The organism is Bradyrhizobium sp. BR14999 (assembly GCF_056106085.1).
The window spans coordinates 1,715,933-1,738,673 of sequence record NZ_CM148536.1 but is presented as its reverse complement, the minus strand read 5'-3'; the positions used below and the strand labels follow the sequence as shown (position 1 = coordinate 1,738,673).

26 protein-coding genes are annotated in these 22,741 nt (G+C 65.2%); 8 read left to right on the top strand and 18 right to left on the bottom strand.

The window, feature by feature from the left end; genetic code table 11:
* The first annotated feature begins 189 nt into the window (after positions 1-189).
* The 3 genes from ACR9YP_RS08035 to ACR9YP_RS08025 all read left to right on the top strand — a co-directional run bounded on the left by ACR9YP_RS08035 (position 190) and on the right by ACR9YP_RS08025 (position 2,834).
* Entirely contained in the window at positions 190-1,485 is a 1,296-nt protein-coding gene (locus ACR9YP_RS08035) for an O-acetylhomoserine aminocarboxypropyltransferase (RefSeq protein ID WP_474219335.1), read from the top strand.
* A 4-nt stretch (positions 1,486-1,489) separates the two neighbouring features.
* Positions 1,490-2,272, top strand: a complete 783-nt coding sequence (locus tag ACR9YP_RS08030) for an alpha/beta fold hydrolase (RefSeq protein WP_474219332.1) — start codon at positions 1,490-1,492, stop codon at positions 2,270-2,272.
* Positions 2,273-2,333: 61 nt separating this feature from the next.
* On the top strand, positions 2,334-2,834 hold the full coding sequence (locus ACR9YP_RS08025; RefSeq protein ID WP_438103319.1) for a DUF6496 domain-containing protein: 501 nt from the start codon (positions 2,334-2,336) through the stop codon (positions 2,832-2,834).
* On the opposite strand, the gene ACR9YP_RS08020 is transcribed toward ACR9YP_RS08025, so the two are convergent.
* Positions 2,835-3,038: a hypothetical protein gene (locus tag ACR9YP_RS08020; protein WP_128942870.1), complete on the bottom strand. Its 204-nt coding sequence runs from the start codon at positions 3,036-3,038 to the stop codon at positions 2,835-2,837. It abuts the gene before it with no gap.
* A 181-nt stretch (positions 3,039-3,219) separates the two neighbouring features.
* A complete protein-coding gene (locus ACR9YP_RS08015) occupies positions 3,220-3,384 on the bottom strand; it encodes a hypothetical protein (RefSeq protein ID WP_438103321.1) in 165 nt (54 codons plus the stop codon).
* A 45-nt stretch (positions 3,385-3,429) separates the two neighbouring features.
* On the opposite strand from ACR9YP_RS08015, the gene ACR9YP_RS08010 reads away from it, so the two are divergent.
* Entirely contained in the window at positions 3,430-4,161 is a 732-nt protein-coding gene (locus ACR9YP_RS08010) for an SDR family NAD(P)-dependent oxidoreductase (RefSeq protein WP_438103323.1), read from the top strand.
* A gap of 179 nt (positions 4,162-4,340) precedes the next feature.
* On the opposite strand, the gene ACR9YP_RS08005 is transcribed toward ACR9YP_RS08010, so the two are convergent.
* Genes ACR9YP_RS08005 through phnG form a run of 9 tightly spaced genes read right to left on the bottom strand, consistent with a single transcriptional unit; the run spans position 4,341 to position 11,267 of the window.
* Complete coding sequence (locus tag ACR9YP_RS08005; protein WP_474219331.1) at positions 4,341-4,952, bottom strand: pyridoxamine 5'-phosphate oxidase family protein; 612 nt, start codon at positions 4,950-4,952, stop codon at positions 4,341-4,343.
* 22 nt (positions 4,953-4,974) lie between these two features.
* Positions 4,975-5,571, bottom strand: a complete 597-nt coding sequence (phnN, locus tag ACR9YP_RS08000; RefSeq protein WP_438103324.1) for a phosphonate metabolism protein/1,5-bisphosphokinase (PRPP-forming) PhnN — start codon at positions 5,569-5,571, stop codon at positions 4,975-4,977.
* On the bottom strand, positions 5,568-6,725 hold the full coding sequence (locus ACR9YP_RS07995; RefSeq protein WP_474219330.1) for an alpha-D-ribose 1-methylphosphonate 5-triphosphate diphosphatase: 1,158 nt from the start codon (positions 6,723-6,725) through the stop codon (positions 5,568-5,570). The genes phnN and ACR9YP_RS07995 overlap by 4 nt, the downstream gene beginning before the upstream one ends.
* 12 nt (positions 6,726-6,737) lie before the next feature.
* Positions 6,738-7,436, bottom strand: a complete 699-nt coding sequence (phnL, locus tag ACR9YP_RS07990; RefSeq protein WP_474219329.1) for a phosphonate C-P lyase system protein PhnL — start codon at positions 7,434-7,436, stop codon at positions 6,738-6,740.
* A gap of 8 nt (positions 7,437-7,444) precedes the next feature.
* The gene (gene phnK, locus ACR9YP_RS07985; protein ID WP_474219328.1) at positions 7,445-8,257 is read right to left on the bottom strand and encodes a phosphonate C-P lyase system protein PhnK; all 813 of its coding nucleotides are present in this window, start codon (positions 8,255-8,257) and stop codon (positions 7,445-7,447) included.
* Positions 8,250-9,140: an alpha-D-ribose 1-methylphosphonate 5-phosphate C-P-lyase PhnJ gene (locus tag ACR9YP_RS07980; RefSeq protein ID WP_438103328.1), complete on the bottom strand. Its 891-nt coding sequence runs from the start codon at positions 9,138-9,140 to the stop codon at positions 8,250-8,252. Before ACR9YP_RS07980 ends, phnK begins: the two co-directional genes overlap by 8 nt.
* Entirely contained in the window at positions 9,137-10,237 is a 1,101-nt protein-coding gene (locus ACR9YP_RS07975; protein WP_438103330.1) for a carbon-phosphorus lyase complex subunit, read from the bottom strand. The genes ACR9YP_RS07980 and ACR9YP_RS07975 overlap by 4 nt, the downstream gene beginning before the upstream one ends.
* Positions 10,238-10,240: 3 nt before the next feature.
* Positions 10,241-10,849 carry a phosphonate C-P lyase system protein PhnH gene (gene phnH / locus ACR9YP_RS07970; RefSeq protein ID WP_438103332.1) on the bottom strand — a complete coding sequence of 203 codons (609 nt, stop codon included), beginning with the start codon at positions 10,847-10,849 and terminating at the stop codon, positions 10,241-10,243.
* A gap of 4 nt (positions 10,850-10,853) precedes the next feature.
* Entirely contained in the window at positions 10,854-11,267 is a 414-nt protein-coding gene (gene phnG, locus ACR9YP_RS07965) for a phosphonate C-P lyase system protein PhnG (protein WP_474221006.1), read from the bottom strand.
* Positions 11,268-11,424: 157 nt separating this feature from the next.
* Here phnG and phnF point away from each other — a divergent pair, with 157 nt between their 5' ends.
* Positions 11,425-12,153, top strand: a complete 729-nt coding sequence (phnF, locus tag ACR9YP_RS07960; RefSeq protein ID WP_128931091.1) for a phosphonate metabolism transcriptional regulator PhnF — start codon at positions 11,425-11,427, stop codon at positions 12,151-12,153.
* A 161-nt stretch (positions 12,154-12,314) separates the two neighbouring features.
* On the opposite strand, the gene phnE (ACR9YP_RS07955) is transcribed toward phnF, so the two are convergent.
* From phnE (ACR9YP_RS07955) to phnC, 5 genes are all read right to left on the bottom strand, one after another.
* Positions 12,315-13,163: a phosphonate ABC transporter, permease protein PhnE gene (gene phnE / locus ACR9YP_RS07955; protein WP_474219327.1), complete on the bottom strand. Its 849-nt coding sequence runs from the start codon at positions 13,161-13,163 to the stop codon at positions 12,315-12,317.
* Complete coding sequence (phnE, locus tag ACR9YP_RS07950) at positions 13,160-14,044, bottom strand: phosphonate ABC transporter, permease protein PhnE (protein ID WP_438103334.1); 885 nt, start codon at positions 14,042-14,044, stop codon at positions 13,160-13,162. The genes phnE (ACR9YP_RS07955) and phnE (ACR9YP_RS07950) overlap by 4 nt, the downstream gene beginning before the upstream one ends.
* Before the next feature lie 112 nt (positions 14,045-14,156).
* Positions 14,157-15,518 carry a group II intron reverse transcriptase/maturase gene (gene ltrA / locus ACR9YP_RS07945; RefSeq protein WP_474221005.1) on the bottom strand — a complete coding sequence of 454 codons (1,362 nt, stop codon included), beginning with the start codon at positions 15,516-15,518 and terminating at the stop codon, positions 14,157-14,159.
* A 453-nt stretch (positions 15,519-15,971) separates the two neighbouring features.
* Entirely contained in the window at positions 15,972-16,907 is a 936-nt protein-coding gene (gene phnD / locus ACR9YP_RS07940; protein WP_438103336.1) for a phosphonate ABC transporter substrate-binding protein, read from the bottom strand.
* Between the two features lie 60 nt (positions 16,908-16,967).
* The gene (gene phnC, locus ACR9YP_RS07935) at positions 16,968-17,777 is read right to left on the bottom strand and encodes a phosphonate ABC transporter ATP-binding protein (RefSeq protein ID WP_474219326.1); all 810 of its coding nucleotides are present in this window, start codon (positions 17,775-17,777) and stop codon (positions 16,968-16,970) included.
* 174 nt (positions 17,778-17,951) lie between these two features.
* On the opposite strand from phnC, the gene ACR9YP_RS07930 reads away from it, so the two are divergent.
* From ACR9YP_RS07930 to ACR9YP_RS07920, 3 genes are read left to right on the top strand one after another with little or no spacing between them, the layout of a single operon-like run.
* On the top strand, positions 17,952-18,623 hold the full coding sequence (locus ACR9YP_RS07930; protein WP_438103337.1) for a transferase hexapeptide repeat family protein: 672 nt from the start codon (positions 17,952-17,954) through the stop codon (positions 18,621-18,623).
* Positions 18,620-19,813, top strand: a complete 1,194-nt coding sequence (locus tag ACR9YP_RS07925) for an alpha-D-ribose 1-methylphosphonate 5-triphosphate diphosphatase (RefSeq protein WP_438103339.1) — start codon at positions 18,620-18,622, stop codon at positions 19,811-19,813. The genes ACR9YP_RS07930 and ACR9YP_RS07925 overlap by 4 nt, the downstream gene beginning before the upstream one ends.
* Positions 19,814-19,831: 18 nt before the next feature.
* Positions 19,832-20,530: a DUF1045 domain-containing protein gene (locus ACR9YP_RS07920; protein ID WP_438103341.1), complete on the top strand. Its 699-nt coding sequence runs from the start codon at positions 19,832-19,834 to the stop codon at positions 20,528-20,530.
* A 3-nt stretch (positions 20,531-20,533) separates the two neighbouring features.
* Here ACR9YP_RS07920 and ACR9YP_RS07915 read toward each other — a convergent pair whose 3' ends face one another.
* Both ACR9YP_RS07915 and ACR9YP_RS07910 read right to left on the bottom strand, forming a co-directional pair.
* Positions 20,534-21,142, bottom strand: a complete 609-nt coding sequence (locus ACR9YP_RS07915; RefSeq protein ID WP_438110439.1) for a hypothetical protein — start codon at positions 21,140-21,142, stop codon at positions 20,534-20,536.
* 83 nt (positions 21,143-21,225) lie between these two features.
* On the bottom strand, positions 21,226-22,626 hold the full coding sequence (locus ACR9YP_RS07910; protein WP_474219325.1) for a selenium-binding protein SBP56-related protein: 1,401 nt from the start codon (positions 22,624-22,626) through the stop codon (positions 21,226-21,228).
* Between the last annotated feature and the right edge of the window lie 115 nt (positions 22,627-22,741).

The following is a 22,741-nucleotide window of genomic DNA, read 5'->3' as shown; positions in this document are numbered from 1 at the left end:
TGCGGAAGCAGCCCCTCACCCAACCCTCTCCCCGTAAGAACGGGGCGAGGGAGCGCACTGCCGTTGCGGCCGCGGCTCCATCACGCGTCGTCGCTGCATGCCGGCATCCATCACTGTCAATGGGCTGACGCCGCGCTTCGTTTTGTGGCACAAGGACCGCCATCGCCGACCCGACCAACGAGGCCACGCATGCCCGCGCCCAAACCGCCTGCCTTCGAGACCCTGAGCCTGCATGCGGGCCAGCATCCGGATCCCGTAACCGGCGCTCGCGCCGTGCCGATCTACCAGACCACGTCCTATGTGTTCCAGGATTCCGACCACGCTGCCGCGCTGTTCAACCTGGAGCGCGCCGGTCACATCTACACCCGCATCTCCAATCCGACCACCGGCGTGCTGGAGGAACGGCTGGCGGCGCTCGAAGGCGGCGTCGGCGCGATCTGCACCGCCAGCGGCATGGCCGCGCTGCATCTGGCCATCGCGACGCTTCTGAACGCCGGCGACCACATCGTGGCGTCGAGCTCGCTCTATGGCGGCACCATCAACCTCTTGGCACACACGCTGCCGCGCTTCGGCATCACCACCACCTTCGTCAAGCCGCGCGATCTCGACGCGTTCCGCGCGGCGATCAAGCCGAACACGAGGCTGGTGATCGGCGAGACCATCGGCAATCCCGGGCTGGAAGTGCTCGACATCCCTGAGGTCGCGGCGATCGCACATGATGCGAAAATTCCGCTGCTGATCGACAACACCTTCGCCACGCCCTATCTCAGCCGCCCCGTCGAACTCGGGGCCGACATCGTCATGCATTCGGCGACCAAGTGGATCGGCGGCCACGGTATCGCGATCGGCGGCGCCATCGTCGACGGCGGCCGCTTCGACTGGCGTGGCTCCGGCAAATTCGGCGTGCTGACCGAGCCCTATGGCGGCTATCATGGCATCGTGTTTGACGAGCAGTTCGGCACCGCGGCCTTCATCATGCGCGCGCGCACCGAGGGCCTGCGCGATTTCGGCGCCTGCCTCTCCCCGACCAACGCGTTCCAGCTATTGCAGGGCGTGGAAACGCTCGGCGTGCGCATGGACCGGCATATGCAGAACACGCACCTCGTGCTGGACGCGCTGAAGGTCAACAAGGCGGTCGACTGGGTGCTGCATCCCTCGCTGGAGGACCACCCTGACTATCAGCTTGCAAAGAGGCTGCTGCCGCGCGGCGCCGGCTCCATCGTCTCCTTCGGCATCAAGGGCGGGCGGCCCGCCGGGCGCAAGTTCATCGAGTCGCTGCGCATGATCAGCCATCTCGCCAATGTCGGCGACGCCAAGACCTTGGTGATCCACCCCGCCTCGACCACGCATCAGCAGATGGACGCCGAACAGCTCAAGACCGCCGGAGTCGGCGAGGAGCTGGTGCGGCTCTCGGTCGGCATCGAGACGGCCTCCGACATCATCGACGATCTCGCCCAAGCGCTGCGCATTTCGCAAAAGGTCTGACGCCATGAAGCTCTCCGTCAACGGCACTGAGGTGTTTGTCGCAACCGGCGGCCGCGACTTCGACAATACCCTGCCTGCGGTCGTCTTCATCCACGGCGCCGGCTTCGACCATTCGACCTGGGCGCTGCACACGCGCTGGTTCGCCCATCACGGCTTTTCGGTGCTGGCGCCTGATATGCCCGGCCACGGCCGCTCGGCCGGTCCGTCGCTGTCGACCATCGCTGAGATGGCCGACTGGACGGCGGCGCTGCTGGATGCGGCAGGAGCCGCGAAGGCGCACCTGATCGGCCATTCCATGGGCTCGCTAATCTCGCTGGAGACGGCGGCGCGGCATCCGGACAAGGTCTCCGCGCTGAGCCTGATCGGCACCGCCGCGACCATGACGGTCGGCCCGGATCTGCTGAAGGCCGCCGAAGCCAACGACCAGGATGCCGTCGACATGGTCTCGATCTGGGGCCTCGGCTTCAAGGCCGAGCTCGGCGGCAGCCTCGCGCCGGGCCTTTGGATGCATGGCGGCGCACAGGCCGTGTTGAAGCATTGCGAGCCGGGCGTGCTGTTCAGGGATCTGTCGGCCTGCAATGCCTATGCGAATGCGCTTCAAGCCGCCGCGAGCGTGAAGGTGCCGACCACGCTCATTCTCGGCGAGCGGGACATGATGACTCCGGCGAAAGCCGGCAAGGCGCTGGCGGCGGCGATCCCGCAGGCGAAGACCGTCATCGTGCCGGGCGCAGGACACATGATCATGGCCGAGCGCCCGGATGAATTGCTGGCGGCGCTGAGGAACTGAAAAAGGATCAATCGGCTGCCTTGCGCGTTGCATCCCTGTGATTTCAAAGGGAACTCGACCCATGCCAAGACAGGAAATCATCCGCAAAGCCAAGCAGGACAAGCGCGCCGGCAAATCGGCAAGCACGCAGGCCGGCGAATTCGTCAAGGACGAAATCGACAAGATCAGGAAAGGCAAGCATGGCGCGCGGTCGACAAAGCAAGCCATCGCCATCGGCCTGTCCGAGGCGCGCCGCGCCGGCGTCGATCTGCCGCCGCCGCGCAAGGGGCGCACCAAGAAGTCGACGCGCCGCAGCGCCAAATATGCCTACGAGGCCGGTCAGGGCAAACGCACCCCGAAGCGCCGGCCGCGCGTATCGCGCGCCGTCGAGAACGTCCTGAAGAAGGAGCCGCGCTCCACAGCGTCGCGCAGCGCGCTGTCGAAGCAGGCCAAGCGCGCCGCGAGCGTGCGAACCGCGGCGTCGCGTTCGGCCGCTGCGCGGAAAGCGAGCCGCACCAAGGGCGCCAAGGCCCGCTCCGCCGCCGCCAAGAAGGCGGCACGCACCAGGACGCGCCGGCGCTGATCAGCTCAGGCGCCGGCTCCGCTCGGACAACACCGCGTGGGCGGCGCGCTCGGCCTCGCGCGCCGAACGGAACTGACGGCCTTCGAGACTGTCGAACAGGCGCTCCGAGGAGAAGAAGCGGAAGCCACGCGCGTCTCTGGTGATGATGCCGGCGGCGCGGTCTTGGATTTCGATGATGTAGGCGTTCGATTGGGTTTGGGACATGACTGCTCGTTCGCCGAGGTTTCGGCGTTCCTGTCTTGCGATTTGCAATATTGGATGCTGCTAGGAGGCGGTCAGCAACAACAACAGGCGCCGGTGGCCGCCGAGAAACAGCGACGCGTCATGCACGCATGCATGTTGCCTGGATTTCGCTGGTGATCGGTTCTCATATCGCAGCTTCGGCTCAAGGAGCAGTTTCGATGCTGCGAATATCGAGCGATTGCCGCGATTGGTCAATGAAATGGCTATCCATATTTGGCAGCGGCAGGCCCGGGCGCTTCTCCCGCAGGAAGCGCTGACAGCCGGATTCATCTCGCGATGAGTTCAACACGTGCGCCCGGCCCAGCATGATAGGCTTCTCGCCGCTACGACGCAGAATTTGGGAGGTCCAGAGATGGCGGAAGACCTAAAGGGGCGCACGGCGCTCGTCACCGGCGGCTCGCGCGGCATTGGCGCGGCCGTCTGTCGCGCGCTGGCGGATGCAGGCGCCGCCGTGGCGATCAACTGCCGCGAGCAGATCGGCCAGGCCGAGCAGCTCGCAGGTGAGATCGGCAGGCAGGGCGGCCGCGCGATCGTGATCGCCGCCGACGTCTCGCAGCGCGAGGCCGTAGCCGGCATGGTCGAGCGCGCCACGGCCGGGCTTGGGCCGATCGACATCCTCGTCAACAATGCCGGCATCGCCATCACGCGCGGCGTCGATGATCTCACCGAAGACGATTTCGACCGGACCATCCTGGTCAATCTGAAATCCGTCTTCCTGTGCACGCAGGCGGTGCTGCCGTCGATGCGCGCGAGGAAGTGGGGGCGCATCGTCAACATCTCCTCGGGCGCCGCGCGCGGTGCCGGCGCCATCGGGCCGCATTACAATGCATCCAAGGCCGGTCTGGAAGGCCTCACGCGAGGTTATGCGGCGCGCCTCGTGAAGCAAGGCATCACCGTCAATGCGGTGGCGCCGTCATTGATCGAGACCGACATGATGAGCGGCCAGTCGCAACTCGTCAGCCGCATCCCACTCGGCCGCTTTGGCACGGCGGCGGAGGTGGCGAAGGCCGCGATGCTGCTGGTCGATAATGCCTACATGACCGGGCAGACCATCGCGCTGAGCGGCGGCATGGCGTTTAATTAGCGGGAGCGGCCGGCGCCCTCTTCACCTCGCCCCGCTTGCGGGGAGAGGTCGGATTGCATCGAAGATGCAATCCGGGTGAGGGGGTACAGGTCTATCGACGATCTCATACGCGGAGAGAGCCCCTCACCCCGCCCTCTCCCCGCAAGAGCGGGGCGAGGGAGACGAGAGAGAACGGAGACTCACCACATCGTCGCGGCGGCGCGCGCGGGCCAGGCGCGATCATATTCTTCGCCGCCGATTCTGTTCTCGCTCATCTCGGCCAGGATCTGGCCGGGCGTCGGCAGGGTCTTGGGATCGACGCGCTTGTCGGGATTCCAGAGGTCGGAGCGGACGATGGCGCGGGCGCACTGGAAATAGATCTCGTCCACGCTCATCACCATAACGCTGCGCGGTGCCTTGCCTTCGACCTTGAACGAGGCCAGCAGCTCGGGATCAATCGAGAGATGGGCGCGGCCGTTGGCCCGGACCGCATTGCCGGAGCCGGGAATCAGGAACATCAGCGACACCCTGGGATCGCGCACGATGTTGCGCAAGGAATCGACCCGGTTGTTGCCGCGCCGGTCCGGCAACATCAGCGTCTTGGAGTCGTGAATGCGGACGAAGCCGGGCAGGTCGCCGCGCGGCGAGCAGTCGATCCCCTCCGGTCCAATGGTCGCAAGCGCCGCGAACGGCGCCTTCTCAATGAAGATCCGATAGAGCGGCGTGACATGGTCGGCGACTTTCACGGTCGAGGCATCGTTGGTGACGCCGTAGATGGCCTCCAGCTGTTCGACCGTTTCGATCACCGACATTCCACTCTCCTGGTTGCGCTGGTTATTCCTGCCAGCCTTCGTTCCTGATCACCCGCAGGAGCTGGCGGCTATGATACTCCGCGCTGCCGGCGTTGAGGATGGTGACATCGGCCTGCGCCTGCGCATCATCGACGCTGCGCGACAGCCGCTCCGCGATGTTGCCGTCGCTATGCCGCGCCCGCGCGGCAAGCCGCTGCGCCAGCACGTCCGGCGGCGCCGTGATCGCGACCACCACGACATTGGCATAGGTTTGGCGCAACGCGCCGATCACCGTGCGCGAGACGTTGACGACGACCGTGCGTCCGGCACGGATATCGTCGTTGATCTCGAGCGGCAGCGCGTAGCAATGTCCGTGCGCCTCCCAGTGTACGGCGAAATCGCCATGCTGCTGCGCGCGGCGGAATTCGTCGGGGCCGAGCGCGACATTGTCTTCGTGACCGGAGGATTCCCGCGTCACGACGCGGCGTGGAAAGAAGATATCGTGATCCTCGCTACACGCCGCCTGTGCGAGCCGCAAAAGCGTATCCTTACCGGCGCCGCTGGGACCGATCACGAGCACCAGCCGCCCGGGACCAGTCCCGCCTGCCAAGCCCTGCGCCATGGCCGCGGTTTCGCTCATGCGACACGGCTCCCTTCGCGCCAGACGCTGCGGACGACGGGAACGCTGCCGGCAACATGCACGCGGATCAGGTCGGCGCGCTTGCCGATCGCGACCTCGCCGCGATCGGTGAGTCCGACCGCATCGGCAGGCGCCTTGGTCACGGTGCGGATCGCCGACGGCAGATCGATCGCAGGCACATGTTCGGGTAGTTGCAGCGCACCCATCAGCAGGCTCGACGGGATGTAATCCGACGACAGGATATCGAGCAGGCCTTCACGCGCGAGATCGACGGCGGCGATGTTGCCGGAGTGCGAGCCGCCGCGCACGACATTGGGCGCGCCCATCAGGATGTCGATGCCGGACTGGTGCAGGCCGCGGGCGGCCTCCAGCGTGGTGGGGAACTCCGCCACGGCGACGCCGTCGCGCACGGCGTCCGCTACGTTCTCCTCGGTGGTGTCGTCATGGCTCGCCAGCGGAATCTTGTACTGATGCGCCAGCGCCACGATCTCGCGCATGTTGGTCGCGGCATATTGCTTCTGGTACTCGAAGCGCTTTGCGAACAGCTCGTCGAGCTCGGCGTCGGTCTTGCCGCCGCCCTTGCCGCGATAATAGTCGCGCAGCTTGACCTCGTCGCGGAACTGGCGCTGGCCGGGGGTATGATCCATCAGCGACATCAGCTTGACGTCGGGACGGTCGATCAGCTCCTTGGCCTCCTCGACCACGCTCGGCATCGGGATTTCGCAGCGCAGATGCAGGAAATGGTCGGCACGCAACAGGCTGGCATCGCGCGCGGTCGTGATTGCGGCGGCGAGCACGCCGGCGCGGCCGTCGACTTCCTCCGCGCCCTCCTCGCGCCAGACCCGGAGCGAATCGAACACGGTGGTGATGCCCGAGGTCGCGAGCTGGCCGTCATACGAGATGACGGCGGCGACCGGATTCCAGAACACTTTTGGCCGCGGCACGTAATGCGCCTCGAGATGGTCGGTGTGGAGCTCGATCAGACCCGGCATGATAAGGTCGCCGCCGGCATCCTCGGCTCCGGCGGGCGCCCTGCCCTCGCCGATCTCGGCGATGCGTCCGCCCGCGAGAGCAAGCCAGCCCTGCTCGATCACCCGGTCGGCCAGCACGATCCTGGCGTTGGCGATGACGGTGTCCTTCGGCTTGGCGTTCATTTCCCTCTTCCTTCAGGCCGCGGCGGCAAAGCTGGTGACGTCGACGATGCGGTCGGCAATCAGATGACGGATTTCGTCGTCGTGGACAATGGCGACCATGGCGACGCCCTGGCGCTTTTTTTCAGTGACCAGCTCGACCACGACGGCGCGGTTGGCGGCATCGAGCGAGGCGGTCGGCTCGTCCAGCAGCAGGATCGGCAAATCCGAGATGAAGCCGCGCGCGATGTTGACGCGCTGCTGCTCGCCGCCGGAGAAGGTCGCGGGCGGAAGCCGCCAGAGCCGCTCGGGGATGTTGAGGCGATGCAGGAGGCTGCCTGCGCGCTGCTGCGCTTCAGCGCGCGCCAGGCCGTTGACGATCAGCGGCTCGGCCACGACGTCGATGGTGGCAACCCGCGGCACCGCCCGCAGGAACTGGCTGACATAGCCGATGGTGGAACGGCGAACGTTGAGCACCTGTCGCGGCTCGGCACTGGCGAGATCGATCAGCGCGCCGCGATGACGAATGCCGATGCGGCCGCTATCGCAGCGGTAGTTGCCAAAAATCATCTTCAGGATCGACGACTTGCCGGCGCCGGATGGCCCCGACAGCACGACGCACTCACCGGGATCGACGTGGAAGGTCACGCCGCGCACGGCCGGCAATTCGATGCCGCCTTGCAGGTGCATCGTAAAGGTCTTTTGGGCATCGGCAACGTCGATCATTGCGGTCATCGAAAAGCTCATGGCGGGAGAATCGAGGAGACGAGGAGTTGCGTATAGGGCTCGCGGGGATCGTCGAACACCTGGTCGGTGAGACCGGTCTCGATGACGCGGCCGCCCTTCATCACCATTACGCGGTGCGACAACAGGCGCGCCACCGCAAGATCGTGGGTGACGATGATGACGGCGAGGTGCAGCTCGGCGACCAGGCTGCGCAGGAGGTCGAGCAGGCGGGCCTGCACGGAGACATCGAGGCCGCCGGTCGGCTCGTCCATGAACACCAGCCGCGGCCCGGTGACGAGGTTGCGCGCGATCTGGAGGCGCTGGCGCATGCCGCCGGAATAGGTGCGCGGCGCATCGTCGATGCGCGCGACGTCGATCTCGACGCGCGTCAGCCAGTCCGACGCGGTATCGCGGATACGGCCGTAATGATTCCAGCCGACCGCCATCAGTCGCTCGCCGACATTGGCGCCGGCCGAGACCGCCATGCGCAGGCCCTGCGCGGGATCCTGGTGCACATAGCCCCAGTCAGTGCGGAACAGGAAGCGCCGCTCGGCTTCGCCCAGCGTGGTCAGATCGCGAGTGATTCCGTCGCGCATCCGGTAGGAGACGTGGCCGGCGCTCGGCGCGAGCTGGCCCGACAGCATTTGCAGCAGCGTCGACTTGCCCGAGCCGGACTCGCCGACGATCGCCAGCACTTCGCCGGGATAGAGCGCGAAGGAAACGTCGCGGCAGGCGGCGATGCGGCCGAAGGACTTGCTGAGCGCCTCCGCGACCAGCAGCGGCTGGTCATTTTCGGGCGTATCGAGATCAGCCAAATCTTGATCAACCATGTGAGCCCGCCTTCTCCTTGTACGGCGCGGCGCTGAGGCTGCCGTGATGGCCGGCGGCCTGCCGTCCCTCGCAATAATCGCTATCCGAGCAGACGAACATGCGTCCGCCCCTGTCGTCGGTGACGATCTCGTCGAGATATGAATTTTCGGCGCCGCACAGCGCGCAGGGCGCGTTGAAGCGGTAGGGCTCGAACGGGTGGTCCTCGAAATCGAGCGACACCACCTGCGTGTAGGGCGGAATCGCATAGATGCGCTTCTCGCGGCCGGCGCCGAACAATTGCAGCGCCGGACAATTGTCCATCTTGGGATTGTCGAATTTCGGCGTCGGCGAGGGATCCATCACATAGCGCGCGTTCACCTTCACCGGATAGGCATAGGCGGTCGCGATATGGCCGAAGCGGGCGATGTCCTCATAGAGCTTCACATGCATCAAGCCGTATTCGGCGAGCGCATGCATGCGCCGCGTCTCGGTCTCGCGCGGCTCGAGGAAGCGCAGCGGCTCCGGGATCGGCACCTGATAGACCACCACCTGGTTTTCATTCAGCGCCGTCTCCGGAATGCGGTGACGGGTCTGGATCACGGTCGCCTCATCCGTCGCCGTCGTCGTGGCGACGCCCGCGGTCTTGGCGAAGAACTTGCGGATCGAGATCGCGTTGGTGGTATCGTCGGAACCCTGATCGATCACCTTCAGCACGTCCTCAGGTCCCAGGATCGCGGCGGTGACCTGCACGCCGCCGGTACCCCAGCCATAGGGCATCGGCATTTCGCGGCTGGCGAACGGCACCTGATACCCGGGGATCGCGATCGCCTTGAGGATCGCACGGCGGATCATCCGCTTGGTCTGCTCGTCGAGATAGGCGAAATTGTAGGCGGGCGCGTTCATTCCGCGGCCTCCTTCATGGGCTCAGCATTGGCATCGGCAAATTCTTGACGCAGCTTGCGGAGCAGGCCGAGCTCGGACTGGAAGTCGACATAGTGCGGCAGCTTGAGATGCTCGACGAAGCCGGTCGCCTGGACGTTGTCCGAATGCGACAGCACGAATTCCTCATCTTGCGCCGGGGCGAGCGCCTCCTCGCCAAGCTCGCGGGCACGCAGTGCGCGGTCGACCAGCGCCATCGACATGGTCTTGCGCTCGCTCTGGCCGAAGGCGAGGCCGTAGCCGCGGGTGAAGCACGGCGCTTCCGTCGCCGATCCCTTGAACTGGTTGACCATCTGGCACTCGGTCAGCTCGATCGCGCCGAGCGGCACGGCGAAACCGACCTCCTCGGCGAAGAATTCGACCTCGACCTCGCCGAAGCGGATCTCGCCGGCGAAGGGATGGTTGCGGCCATAGCCGCGCTGGGTGGAATAGCCCATCGCCAGCAGAAAGCCCTCGTCACCACGCGCCAGATTTTGCAGGCGCAGATCGCGGTCCGCCGGAAAATTCAGCGGCTCGCGGGTGAGATCGCCGACGCTGGCACCGTCTTCGGCATGCGGCGAAGACTCGATCAGCCCGTCCCGGCCGAGAATATCAGTCACGCGCGGCGTGGCCGCGGTCGAGGCTTCGGCTGTCGCCGGCGCTTCCGGTACAAAGCCTTCGGCGAGCGAGGGATCAAGCAGGCGGTGGGTATAATCGAAGGTCGGCCCGAGGATCTGGCCGCCCGGAATGTCCTTGAAGGTCGAGGACACCCGCCGCTGCACGCGCATCGCGCCGGTGTCGACCGGCTCGCTCACGCCGAAGCGCGGCAGCGTGGCGCGGAAGGCGCGGACCAGGAAGATCGCCTCGATCAGGTCGCCGCGCGCCTGCTTGATCGCGAGCGCTGCGAGCTCGCGGTCATAGAGCGAGCCTTCGCTCATGACGCGGTCGACGGCGAGGCCGAGCTGCTCCGAGATCTGGTCGAGCGTGACTTCCGGAACGCCTTGGTCGCCGCGCCGCGCATTGGCAAGCAGGCGATGGGCGTTCTCGATGGCGCGTTCGCCGCCTTTGACTGCGACATACATGCTTCAGCTTCCCTTGTTCGCGACGCGCGTGGTGCGCGGGATCGCAATCACGGCATCATCGGCGACCAGCACCACATCGAGGCCGCGCGGAAACAGCGGCTCGTTGAACCGCAGGCGGTCGAACAGGTCGAACGGCTTGACCGACGCCTGGAGCGTGGCGACGCCGTCGATGCCGGGTCCCCGCAGCTCGAAGCTGCGTCCCGAGCCCAGGCTATCGACCTGCAGGATCAGTGTGGTCGAACGATCCGGATATTCGTTGGTGCCTAGCGCGAAGCGCTCGAGCGGCGGAAGCGCGGCGCCGGCGCCGATCAATGCGAAGCTCGCAATCGAGGAGTCCTGCACCACCGGCGCGCCGGTGTGGAACTTGAGCCACTTCACCACGTCGGAATTTTGCGCCATGCGCGCATCGATCCAGAGCGGCGTGTCGTGGTCGAACAGCGTCAGCGCGATCGCAGCGGTGCCGCGCATCATCGTATGGGGCGTTCCGGCTGTCGGCACGATGCGCTGGACCGAACCCGGCCGCGCCATCGCGTCCATCACCGAGCGGAAGGTCGATTGCGCCGACAACACCTTGTCGGCAAATCCCGGCGGCAGTTCCGCAATCGTGGTCATGATCTCACCCCTCACCGCGCACCATGGTGTAGAAATCAACCTTCGTCGCGGCAGTCTGCGCCGCCGCCTGCTGGCGCTTCGTCATAAGCTGCGCGCGCAAAGGCGCGATCACGTCGCGCTCGACGGCTGAGCCGAAATCGCTGGACTGCACCAGCGCGTCGCACAGCGCGATCAGCCGCGCCTTCTCACCATCACGGCCGAGCGTGTAGCCGAAGCCGACCTCGCCGCTGGCAAGCCGGACCGCAGCGCGCGACACCGTGGCTTCGCCGAGGTTGAACGGCGCACCGTCGCCGCCGACCCGGCCGCGCAGCATGACGAGACCGTTTTCGCCCTCGCGCAGATCCTGATGGGCCGGGATGCTTAAGTTGCGGAGGCGAGCGGCGATCTCGCCCGCCTCCGCGTGCGCCAGCACGGCCATCGCGGCCTTGCGCTGGGCTTGCTGGTTGTTGTGCTGGGTCACGGATTCACCGAACTTGCCGATTCTAAGTTGTCTATGATACTAGACAACTTCATAAGGGAGCGCCATGACTGTTTCGTGACAAAGGCGTGATTTCTGGGCTAGGCTGACCGGCGATATGAGCATGCAAGACACTGCATCGTCGGGCGTCGCGTTGTGGCGCCTCGTCGCCGACGGCATCGAGCGCGGCATCGCCGACGGCCGCTTTGCCGCCGGCGACAAATTACCGGGCGAGATGGAGATCGCCGAAACCTACCGCGTGAACCGCCACACCGTGCGGCGCGCGCTGGCCGCGCTTGCCGAGCGCGGCCTGGTGCGGGCCGAGCGCGGCAGCGGAACCTATGTCGAGGCGCAGAAGCTCGCCTATCCGCTGCGCTCGCGCACGCGCTTCTCCGAGATCGTCGGCGCCGGCGGCCGCGAGCCGCGCGGCCAGTTGATCGAGGCGTCCGACGATGTCGCAACCCGCGAGCTGGCGCGCGAGCTCGGCCTGAAGACCGGCGCGCCGCTGGTGCGAATCGAGGCGATCCGCCTCGCCGACCGCACGCCGATCTGCGTCTCCACCACCTGGCTATCGGCGGAATTGTTTCCGGGCGCGGGCGCCGTGTTCGCCACGACACGCTCGATGACGAAGTTGCTGGAGCACTACGGCATTCGTGACTACCGCCGCGGCGCGACCCGGATCACCGCCGGCATCGTTGATGCGACGGACGCCGCCCGGCTCGATCTTGCGCTGGGACGTCCGATCCTGGTGGTCGATGCGACCGACCACGCTCTCGACGGCAAGCCGCTGGTGACTAAGCACTCGCGGTTTGCGGCGGAGCGGGTGGAGTTTCTGGTGGAGTCGTAGGGGACTCTTTTCCCTCTCCCCTTGTGGGAGAGGGTGGCTCGCCGCGATAGCGGCGAGACGGGTGAGGGGTATGTCTCCACAAATCCAGATCTGAGCTTGTGGAGACATACCCCTCATCCGGCGCTTCGCGCCACCTTCTCCCACAAGGGGAGAAGGAAGAGCTATGCCACTGCCCGTCGCCCGATAATCGCAAAGCGCAGCTTGCCCGAGATGAAATCGATCGCGGCAACCGCGACCAAAATCATCAGGATCAGGAACGATACCTTCTGCCATTCCAGCACGCGGATCTGCTCGGCGAGCTGGAGGCCGATGCCGCCGGCGCCGACGATGCCGATGATGGTGGCCGAGCGGGTGTTGGATTCGATAAAATAGAGCACTTGGCCGGCGATCACGGGCAAAACCTGCGGCAGCAGCCCGAAGCGGATCTCGTGCAGCGCGCTGCCGCCGGAGGCGCGGATGCCTTCGACCTGCTTCTGGTCGGCGCCCTCGATCGCCTCCGAGAACAGTTTTCCAAAGGCGCCGAAATCCGACACGGCGATGGCAAGCACGCCGGCGAACGGGCCGAGCCCGACCACATTGATCCACACCAGCGCCCAGATCAGCGTGTCGACGCCGCGGATCGAATCGAGGAAGCGGCGAACCGGGAAACGCAGGATGATTGACGGTACCACGTTGCGCGCGGCGAGCAGGCTGACCGGCAGCGCGAACAGCGCCGCCAGCGTCGTGCCGAGCAGCGCGATCGACAGCGTCTCGCCCAGCGCTTTCAGATAGACCGGCAGCGAGGAGCCGGGATCGGGCGGGATCATCATCAGGCTGATCCAGCCGAGCTGGCTGAGGCCGGCGAGGAACCGCGACGGCGAGAAGTCGAGATCGACCAGGCCGTAGGTGAGGATCGCGAACGCCGCGACGATCATCGCGGGCGTTGCAAGCCGCGCCGAGGCCGGCCGGTCGAATACATCGGGGTAGCGCGCGCGGATCTCTCGCGTGTCGACCTGCTGCGGCTTCGTCACGTCCGCGCCTCCTTGCCGAACAGGCGGCCGCGCAGCCAGCCGGTGGTGATGTCGATGATGAAGACGGTGACGATGATGGTGAGCAGGATGGCGCTGACGTCCGAGTAGTAGAACTTGCGGATGGCGACGACGAGCTCCTGGCCGATGCCGCCGGCGCCGACAAAACCCATCACCGAGGCTTCGCGGACATTGATTTCGAAGCGCAGCAGCGCGTAGCTGGCATAACCTGCGGTCACCTGCGGCACCACGGCGAAGCGCATGCAGGAGAGCCAGCTCGCACCGGTCGAGCGGATTCCCTCGACCGGCTTCATGTCGGCATTCTCGACGATCTCCGAGAACAATTTTCCAAGCGCGCCGGTGGAGTGGATCGCGATCGCGAGCACGCCGGCCATGGGTCCGAGCCCGAAGGCGATGACGAACACCAGTGCGAACACGATGCCGGGAACGGTGCGGGCGAATTCGAGCAGGCGGCGCACGACGAAGCGCAGCCAGGGCGCGGGCGAGGTGTTCTCCGCCGCGAAGAAGTTCAGGGCAAAGGCGAAGGTCGCGCCGATCAGCGTGCCGACATAGGAGATCAGCAGCGTCTCGCCCAGCATCCTCAGCCATTTGCGCCAGCCCCACAGCCACTCGCCGATATCGGTCCAGACCCGCTGGCCGCTGTCGAGCGTGAGGATGCGGTCGAAATAGCTGATGAAGTTGCCGAAATAGGTGAACAGCGTGCGCAAATTCACCTCGGCGCCGATCGCGGCGAGAACCAGCGCTGCGGCAAAGATACCGGCTCCCAACAGGAGACGCCATCGCCTGCGCGCGACCGCCTGGCGATAGGCGGCGTTGAGCACGGCAAGCTGCTGCTCGGGGAGGATCGAAACCGCGACGGTCATCTTGTCAGGGAGAGTGGCCTGTAAATCGGCATAGGGGGCGACCTTGTATGGTCGCTCCCCTGCCACACCACCCGGCATGCGGGTCCGCACCGGGCGGTTCGAGAAGTTGAGGTCATGAGAGTCGGGGTAGTCCGAGCCGGTTGGACCAGTCGAGGGTCAGCGCGGCGTTGAGGAGCATGCCGCTGTTGCGCCACCAGCGCCGGCTGTTCGCCGCCACCTGCCGCGCCACATCCGGTTTGGCCCCAAGCGCCATCAGTTCCCTGTACATGGTCTTGCCGCGTTTCCATTGTTTGAGCTGGATTGCACGCACCCGATGGCGCAGCCACTTGTCCAGCTCGCGCCAGACCTTTGGCGTTTGCGCCAGCCGGAAGTAAGCCCGCCAGCCCAGAACGTAGGACCGCAGGCGGTCCATCACGTCCGGCAGACTGCGCCCGCCACTGCGGCTGGTCAGTTGCCGGATACGTTGCTTGAACGTCATCAGCGGTTTGACGGCGACCTTGCGCTTGATCACGCCGCCCGGAGCCACCCAAAAGCTGTAGCCCAGGAACTTGCGACCAAACACGTAATCCACTGCGCTCTTGGTCTCGTTGACCGTCAGACGCAGCTTGCCGTAGAGCCGCCGAAGCAGCGCCATCACCCGCTCACCAGCCCGGCGGCTGCGGACGTAAACGTTCGCATCGTCGGCATAGCGCACGAAGCAATGGCCTCGACGTTCCAGCTCCCTGTCCACTTCATCCAACAGGACATTCGCCAGCAGCGGCGATAGCGGCCCGCCTTGCGGCGTGCCCATCATCCGCTGCTGAACCAGGCCATCGCTCATGATCCCGCTGTTCAGATACGCCCGGATCAGCCGGATCACTCCGGGGTCTGCGATCCGTTGCTGAAGACGGTCCATGAGGATGTCGTGGTTGACCCGGTCGAAGAACTTCTCCAGGTCCACGTCCACCACGATCCGGCGCCCCGATTGCACATATGACTGCGCCGCAAGGACGGCCTCATGTGCGCTTCGACCCGGGCGGAAGCCGTAGCTATGCTTGCTGAAGGTGGGATCAAGGATGGGCTGCAGCACTTGCAGCAGCGCCTGCTGGATCAACCGATCCGTCACCGTGGGGATGCCAAGCTCGCGCTCGCCACCCTCAGGCTTGGGAATGGTCACCCGACGTACCGGACTGGGCCGGTACGTCCCCTGCAACAGCTGTTCCCGGATGACGGGCCACGCCGTACGCAGATGTTCGGCAGTCTGATCAACATCCAGACCATCGACACCGGCTGCGCCTTTGTTGGCCCGCACCCGTTGCAACGCCCGTTGCAGGTTCTCTCTCGTCAGCGCCGCCAATAGCAGCGCCGACCCCGTGCTTTGCTTTGCAGGCCGCGGGCGGCGAGCTTCGTCACTGCCCGAGGCCCACGCGGCTTCACCGCGTCCTTCCTCGAGCCGCCCTGCTTGCGCAGGCATCTGACGCGGTGCTCCCCACATCGGCATGGTGCCTAACACTCCTCCTCGTTCGGTCCTTCGCCGGGATGCGGGCTCCTCGCCGTACCCCCGGCTACTACGACCTCTGCTGCCCCCTCGCTCCGGCTCGACACCGTCGCCCTTTCGGACGTGAGGCAAGGTCTCCCCAGGTAAGAACGCACTCCTTCACTGCACGACCGCCGGATCTACGCCGCTTCCCTTTGATCATGAGAGCTTCGCGGTCCTTTGCCCGCTCGCCCTGGTCGGCAGCGCCTTCTATCCGGTTCTTGTCCATCGGCCCGCAGCTTCGATCCACGCTTCCTCCCCACATTCGGTCGCCCTCATGCAGTTGCGCTTCACTTCGCTCGCCATGATCAGCTTACGATGGGACTTTCACCCATAAGAGTGCGCCCATGCTGGGCGCACAAAGAGAAAGAGCCGGGTCCGTCGACCCGGCTCGAGTAGCTCGTCCTGAGATCAGGACGCCTTCTTCTTACGCAGCGCATCGACGAACTTGATCAGCTCGATCGTGCCATCCCAGTCCTTGGTGGTGGCGGGATGAAAACCCTTCTTCTGGCCGTCGGAGAGACGGTCGAATGCTGCTTTGTCCTTACTCGGAGCGTCGAAGAACGCCTTGGCGATGGCGGCCTTGGCATCTTCCGGGAGATCCGAGTTGTAGGCGTAGGGACCGTTGATGATCGGCGCCGACTTGTGGATGATGCGGAAGTCGTCCTTCTTCATCGCCGAGCCATCGGCATTCTTCAGCATACCCTTGGTCAGCATCTGCGCCAGCGTCGAATCGTCATCGCTGGTCCACTGGTTGGCGGCAACGTCGACCGTGCCCTGCGCCAGCGCCAGCATCGCGTTCTCGTGGCTGCCGGTGAAGACGACCTTGCTGAAATAGCTGTCGGCATCGTGGATGCCCATCTTGTCGAGCTCGAAGCGCGGCACATTGTTGCCGGAGGTCGAGTTCGGATCGACGAGGCCGAGATTCTTGCCCTTGAGGTCATCGACCTTCTTGTAGGCGCTGCTCGCCTTGACGAAGAACACCGAATAGTAGCCGGTCGAACCGTCGGCGTTGATGTCGTTGGCGAAGGCATCGGTCTTGACGCCGGTCAGACGTGCGCGCGCGAACGAGGCCGAGCCGTAGCTCGCGATATGGATGTTGCCGGCGCGCTGGCCTTCGATGACGGCGGCGTAGTCGTTGGCGATGCGCAACGTGACCTTCACGCCCAATTCCTTGGAGAGATAGCTCATGAACGGCGCCCAGCGCTCGGTGACGCCGGAGGCGTTCTCCGCCGGCACGACCGCGAAGGTCAATTCCGGATATTTGGTTTTCCAGTCGTCCGCGGAGGCGGAGGTCGTGAACGCAAGCGCGGCGGCGCCGGCGAGGATTAATCTGCGAGTGATCATGATACCCTCTTCATCGGTTGAGGTCGGTTGACGCAAAGACTTGAACTAAACAGGCGAGGCTCAGGCCGCCGCGGCCGTCCCGAGCGCCGGAACGCCTTCGGGCGCCGGGACAGGCATGCCGCCCATGACGTCGGCGGCTTCGAGATCGTAGAGCTCGCGCGCCACGCGATCGGTCAGCGCCGACGGCGCGCCGTCGAACACCACGCGGCCCGCGGCCATGCCGATCAGGCGGTGGCAATAGCTGCGCGCCAGATCGAGCGAATGCAGGTTGCAGAGCACCGTAATGCCGAAATGCTTGTTGATGCGCAGCAGCGCATCCATCACGATCTTGGTGTTGCGCGGATCGAGCGAGGCGATCGGCTCGTCGGCGAGGATGATATCGGGCTGCTGCACCAGCGCGCGGGCGATCGCGACACGCTGCTGCTGGCCGCCGGAGAGCTGGTCGGCGCGCTGGGCGGCGAGCGCGGCGATGTCGAACTGCTCCAGCGCGGACATCGCCAGAGCCTTGTCCTGCTCGGGCCAGAGCTGCGACAGCGAGCGCCAAGCCGGCATCGTTGCGAGGCGCCCCATCAGGACGTTGGTGAGAACATCGAGCCGGCCGACCAGGTTGAACTGCTGGAAGATCATCGCCGAACGCGCCCGCCACTGCCGCAACTCCTTGCCGCGCAGCGCGGTGACGTCGATGCCGTCGAACAGGATGCGCCCCTCAGTCGGCGTCACCAGCCGATTGATGGTCCGCAGCAGGGTCGACTTGCCGGCGCCGGACCGTCCGATCACACCGACGAAGCCGCCGGGGGAGACTTGAAACGAAGCGTCGTCCACCGCGGCTTTTGCACCGAAGCGACACGTCAGACCTTCCACCACCAGCATGCAGCACTCCAGATTAACTGGAGCCCACCGCTAACGCCGGCGCTTAACACTTGTGTGACATCCGCGTTGCGGTGCGGCGATCCAACACACGTCATCCCCTGTCATCGCCGCGTCATGACATTGTCATCAAGCCGCTCGAAGAGGAACGCCCCACCCTCGCGCTTCGGATACGACATGGCCGCCAAAGCTCTTTCGATTCAGCCGACCATCGATCCCTCGGCCAAGCTGCACGAGGCTAGGCTCGGCGCCTACACCGAGGTCGGCGCACGCACGATCCTGCATGAAGTGACGATGGGCGATTACTCCTATGTCGTCAACGACGCCCAGATCACCTACACGACGATCGGAAAATTCTGCTCGATCGCCGCGATGACGCGGATCAATCCCGGCAATCATCCGATGCACCGCGCGACGCAGGCGCACTTCACCTATCGTTCGAGCGCCTACTTCGAGGGCGAGAGCGACGACACCGAGTTCTTCGACTGGCGGCGCCAGCATCACGTCCATATCGGTCACGACGTCTGGATCGGTCATGGCGCGATCGTGCTGCCGGGCCGCAACATCGGCACCGGCGCGGTGATCGCGGCCGGCGCCATCGTCACCAAGGACGTGCCGGCCTACACCATCGTCGCCGGCAATCCGGCCCGCATCGTGCGGCGGCGGTTCTCGGAGGAGATCGCCGGACGGCTCGCCAAGCTCGCCTGGTGGGACTGGGATCACGACAAATTGCGTGAAGCGCTGCCCGATTTCCGCAAGCTCGGGATTGAAGATTTCCTCGCGACATACGAAGCACGGGCGAGCTCTTTCACCGGTTCTCCTGCCAGCAAACGAAGCGCGGTCGCGTGACAGACATTTTCCTTGAAGGCGGCCGGGCCCTGATCGGCGCCGAGCTCGTCGAAACCTCCCTTCTCGTGTCCGGAACTGATATCGCGCAGGTCGATACTTCCCGCGGCCGCGCGCGGCTCGCCATCGACGCCCGCAACCTGCTGGTGTTGCCCGGCATCGTCGATCTGCATGGCGATGCCTTCGAGCGCCAGATGATGCCGCGCGCCGGCGTCGATTTTCCGATCGACGTCGCGCTCGCCGACAGCGACCGCCAAGCGATCAGCAACGGCATTACCACGGTGTTCCACGCCACGACCTGCTCGTGGGAGCCGGGCCTGCGCAGCGCCGACAATGCGCGCGGCCTGATGGAGGCGATCGAGCGGCAGCGTCCGCAATTCGCCGCCGACACCCGCTTCCACCTCCGGCATGAGACCTACAATCTCGATGCAGAGGCCGAGATCAGCCAGTGGCTCGCGGAAGGCCGCGTCGACCTGTTCGCCTTCAATGACCACATGGACGGCACCGTTGCCGATATGGCCAAGCCACGCAAGCGCAATCGCATGGTCGAGCGCACCGGGCTATCGAGCGAGGAATTTGACCGGCTGGTCGAACGCGTGGTGGCACGCGCTGCCGACGTTCCAGCCTCCGTGTCGCGGCTGGCCGCTGCCGCCCAGGCCGTCGCAGTGCGGATGCTCTCGCATGACGACGCGACGCCGGCGATGCGCCAGGAGTTTCGCGAGCTCGGTGCGATGATCGCCGAGTTTCCGGTCAACGAGGAGACGGCGCGGGCGGCAGCAAGTCACGGCGATGCCATCGTCTATGGCGCGCCGAACGTCGTGCGCGGCGGCAGCCATACCGGCTGGACCAGGGCATCGGACATGATCGCCAAGGGCCTCTGCTCGGTGCTGGCGTCGGACTATTACTATCCCGCACAGCTGCTGGCCGCATTCCGGCTCGCCGCCGACGGCGTGCTGCCTCTGACCGACGCCTGGGATTTGGTCTCTGCCGGGCCTGCCCGTGCAACCGGCCTTACCGATCGCGGCATCCTCGCGGAAGGACGCCGCGCCGACATTCTTTTGGTCGACGACAGCGTGAAGCTGCGGCCGCGGCTGATCGCGGTGATATCAGGCGGCAAGCTCGTGCATCTCACCGATGCGACGCGGCTGCTCACAGCGGCGGCGATGCCACGCGAGACTGTCGTTGCGGCATGAATTGGCTATGCTGAGGCAATGACAGGTTTTTCCCGCTACGCGATCTATTTTGCCGCCGGCGCCGACAGCGCCCTCTCCCGCTTTGGCGCCGAGCTGCTCGGCTACGATACCTACACCGGCGACGAGGTGCCGTTTCCGCGCGAGGCACTGCATGTCGCCGCCGACTGGCGCGACGTCACCGCCGATCCCCGCAAATACGGCTTCCACGGCACGCTGAAGGCGCCGATGACGCTGGCGGCCGGCAGAACCGAGGCCGAGCTTGCGGCGGCCTGTGCGGCATTCGCCGGCAAGCCGCGGCCGATCCCGGCGATCCGACCGGTCGTCGATTCCATCAGCGGCTTCATTGCCGTCATTCCGGCTGAGCCCGTCCACACGCTCCAGCAGCTCGCCGCCGATTGCGTCAGCGATTTCGATTCCTTTCGAACCGAGCTGACGGCGGAAGACCGCGCGCGTCGCAGGCCCGAGAAGCTCAGCGAGCGGCACCGCGACTATCTCGACCGCTGGGGTTACCCTTACGTCATGGAAGAATTCCGCTTCCACATGACGCTGACGGGACGGCTGGACGCCGAGCGCCGCGGGCCGATTCTGGAGATGTTGCGGGCGCGGTTTGCGACATTGAAGCTCAATGCGCTGACGATCGATCGCATCGCGCTGTTCAAGCAGGATGATCCCAAGGCTCGCTTTCGCGTCGTCGGCGAGTGGGCTTTGACGCGGTAGGCTTCACCGCCAGCTCGAGAGATTGAAGGTGAGCGCCACGACGCCAACCACGATGAGGCTGGCCGCCCAGATCAGATCCAGATTGAACCAGCTTCGCGAGACAAACCTCAATCCCAGATAGCGGTAGACCAGCCACGCCAGACATCCGCCCGCGCCGATCATGGCGGCAACGTGCACCAGAGACACCAGCACCGCCATCCCGAGACTTGCCTTCACAAGACTTGCCTTCATCAGCACACCGGCGGCCTCATGGCCGGCATCGAGGTCGAAGGCTTGGCAGAGACCGAGATAGATCGGTACGAGCATCAAGGCGGCGCCGTGAGCGATAGCAACGGCAAATGACCAGAGCGCCAATTGCGTTGGCGGAATTCGGGCCAGCGTGCGCGGATGACGCCGCTCGATCAGCCGATAGACGCCAAAGCCGATGACGAGAAGGCTCGCACCGATCTGGATCGAGCGCTGCCACTCGGCCAGCACGAGCAGCAGCGCGAATGGCAGCAGAACGAGAAGCGTTGCCAGGAGATGTCCGGCCGCCAGAGCCAACAATGCACGGAAGAGCGCGCGCGAGCTCTTGTCCATGAGCCCGGCCGAAACGGCGAGCGGCCATCCCATCCCCGGATTGATCCCGTGATAGAGACCGCTCGCAACAAGCGCGAGCCAGAGCCAGCCAAGCGCCGGGCTCGCGTGTCCCCAATCTAGGCCGACGGGTAGCAAAAGGAGTCCGTCGAACAATCGCCGCCCTCCAGCCTGATCTGGTGCGCACGATATCCGTCGGGGAAGCTCACGAAGTAATCCTTGTCGAGCTCGAGGCCGCCGTCGCGACCGACATTGGCCATGACCTCCACGCCCGGAACTCCGTCTGGATAGAACTGGTCATCCCAGGTGGAATAGAGCGAATTGGTCCAGTACACACGCCTGCCGTCGCGGCTGATCTCGACCATCTGCGGGCCGGCCGCGAATGCCTTGCCGTTGGGATGGGGGGTGCGGCGCGCGATGCCGCCGATGTGGACCGAGCCTGCATGCTTTGGCTTGCGCGGATCACTGACGTCGTACTGGCGCATTTCACCCGTGCCCCAGCACGAGACATAGAGAAAGCGATCGTCCATCGACAGGTCGATATCGGTCACCAGCGGCGGCACGGCACCAAAGCCCTGCAGCAGCGGCGGGAGCTTCTCCTTTGGCGCGGGCTCGGGCGGGATCGTCGCCGTCTTCTCCACGTGGAATGTCCCGCCGTCTCGCCACCAGGTCCAGATCGATGCTTCGAGATTGGTGGTGTCGACCACGACGCCGACGAAGCCGTACTCGCGAACCGGATCATGCGCCGGCCGTACTTCCAGCGCCATCTGATGATTGGCGCCGAGGTCGATGGTCTGGACGTTGCGACGGGCGCGAAGATCCCAGAAGTGGAGACGATGGCCATATTTATTCGCAAGCAGATCTTCCGGGACGATCCCGTTCTCGAACTGCGGCGGCAACGCCCATTCACTCGTCACCATGTAGTCGCGCGGCAGGTTCCACCAGAAATCATAGTGCAGCGTCTGCGGACCACGGTCGATCTCCCATCGTCCCAGGACCTCGAACGTCTCGCAATCCATGATGAAAACGCCTGGAGGACCGTTGGTGCCGTCTTTGCCGCCGCCGCCCAGCGTGCTCACATAGATGCCGTCCGGCCCGCAATGGATGGTATGCGGCCGCGAGTAACCGGTCTTCTTGAAGACTTCCTCGGGCTCGATGATCTTGTGGATCTTGGCTTTGGTCGGATCCGGCTTGGTGTCGATGATGTAGATCCGCGACGAGCGCAGTCCGGGGATGATGAGATAGCGCCGCTCGATGAAGGCATGTCCGGCGAGTGGCGACAAGGCGGAGGAGCAGGCATTCCAGCCGAAGTGATGAAACTCATCGCCCTTGTTGGGCATCGTCACGGTGTGGACGATCTGGCTGTAGGTCGGCGATCCCGGCTTGGCGTCGATGACCGCGAGAGCATCAGGTTTTGAGAAATCTGGACTGAGCAGCAGCGTGTAGGCAAAGTTCTCCGCTGGTGCTTCCATCGCAAGCTTGGGCGATGCGTGAAAGGTGGGATCCGGCCTCATCGTCATGGCACTGCCTCCCTGTTCTGTCGGTTCGCTCCAACCTGGCTCGGGATAACGGCATAATGAAGAGGTGTTACGCGATGTCTCGGGATTGCTCCGCAGGGCCCTGGTTGGCGAACGT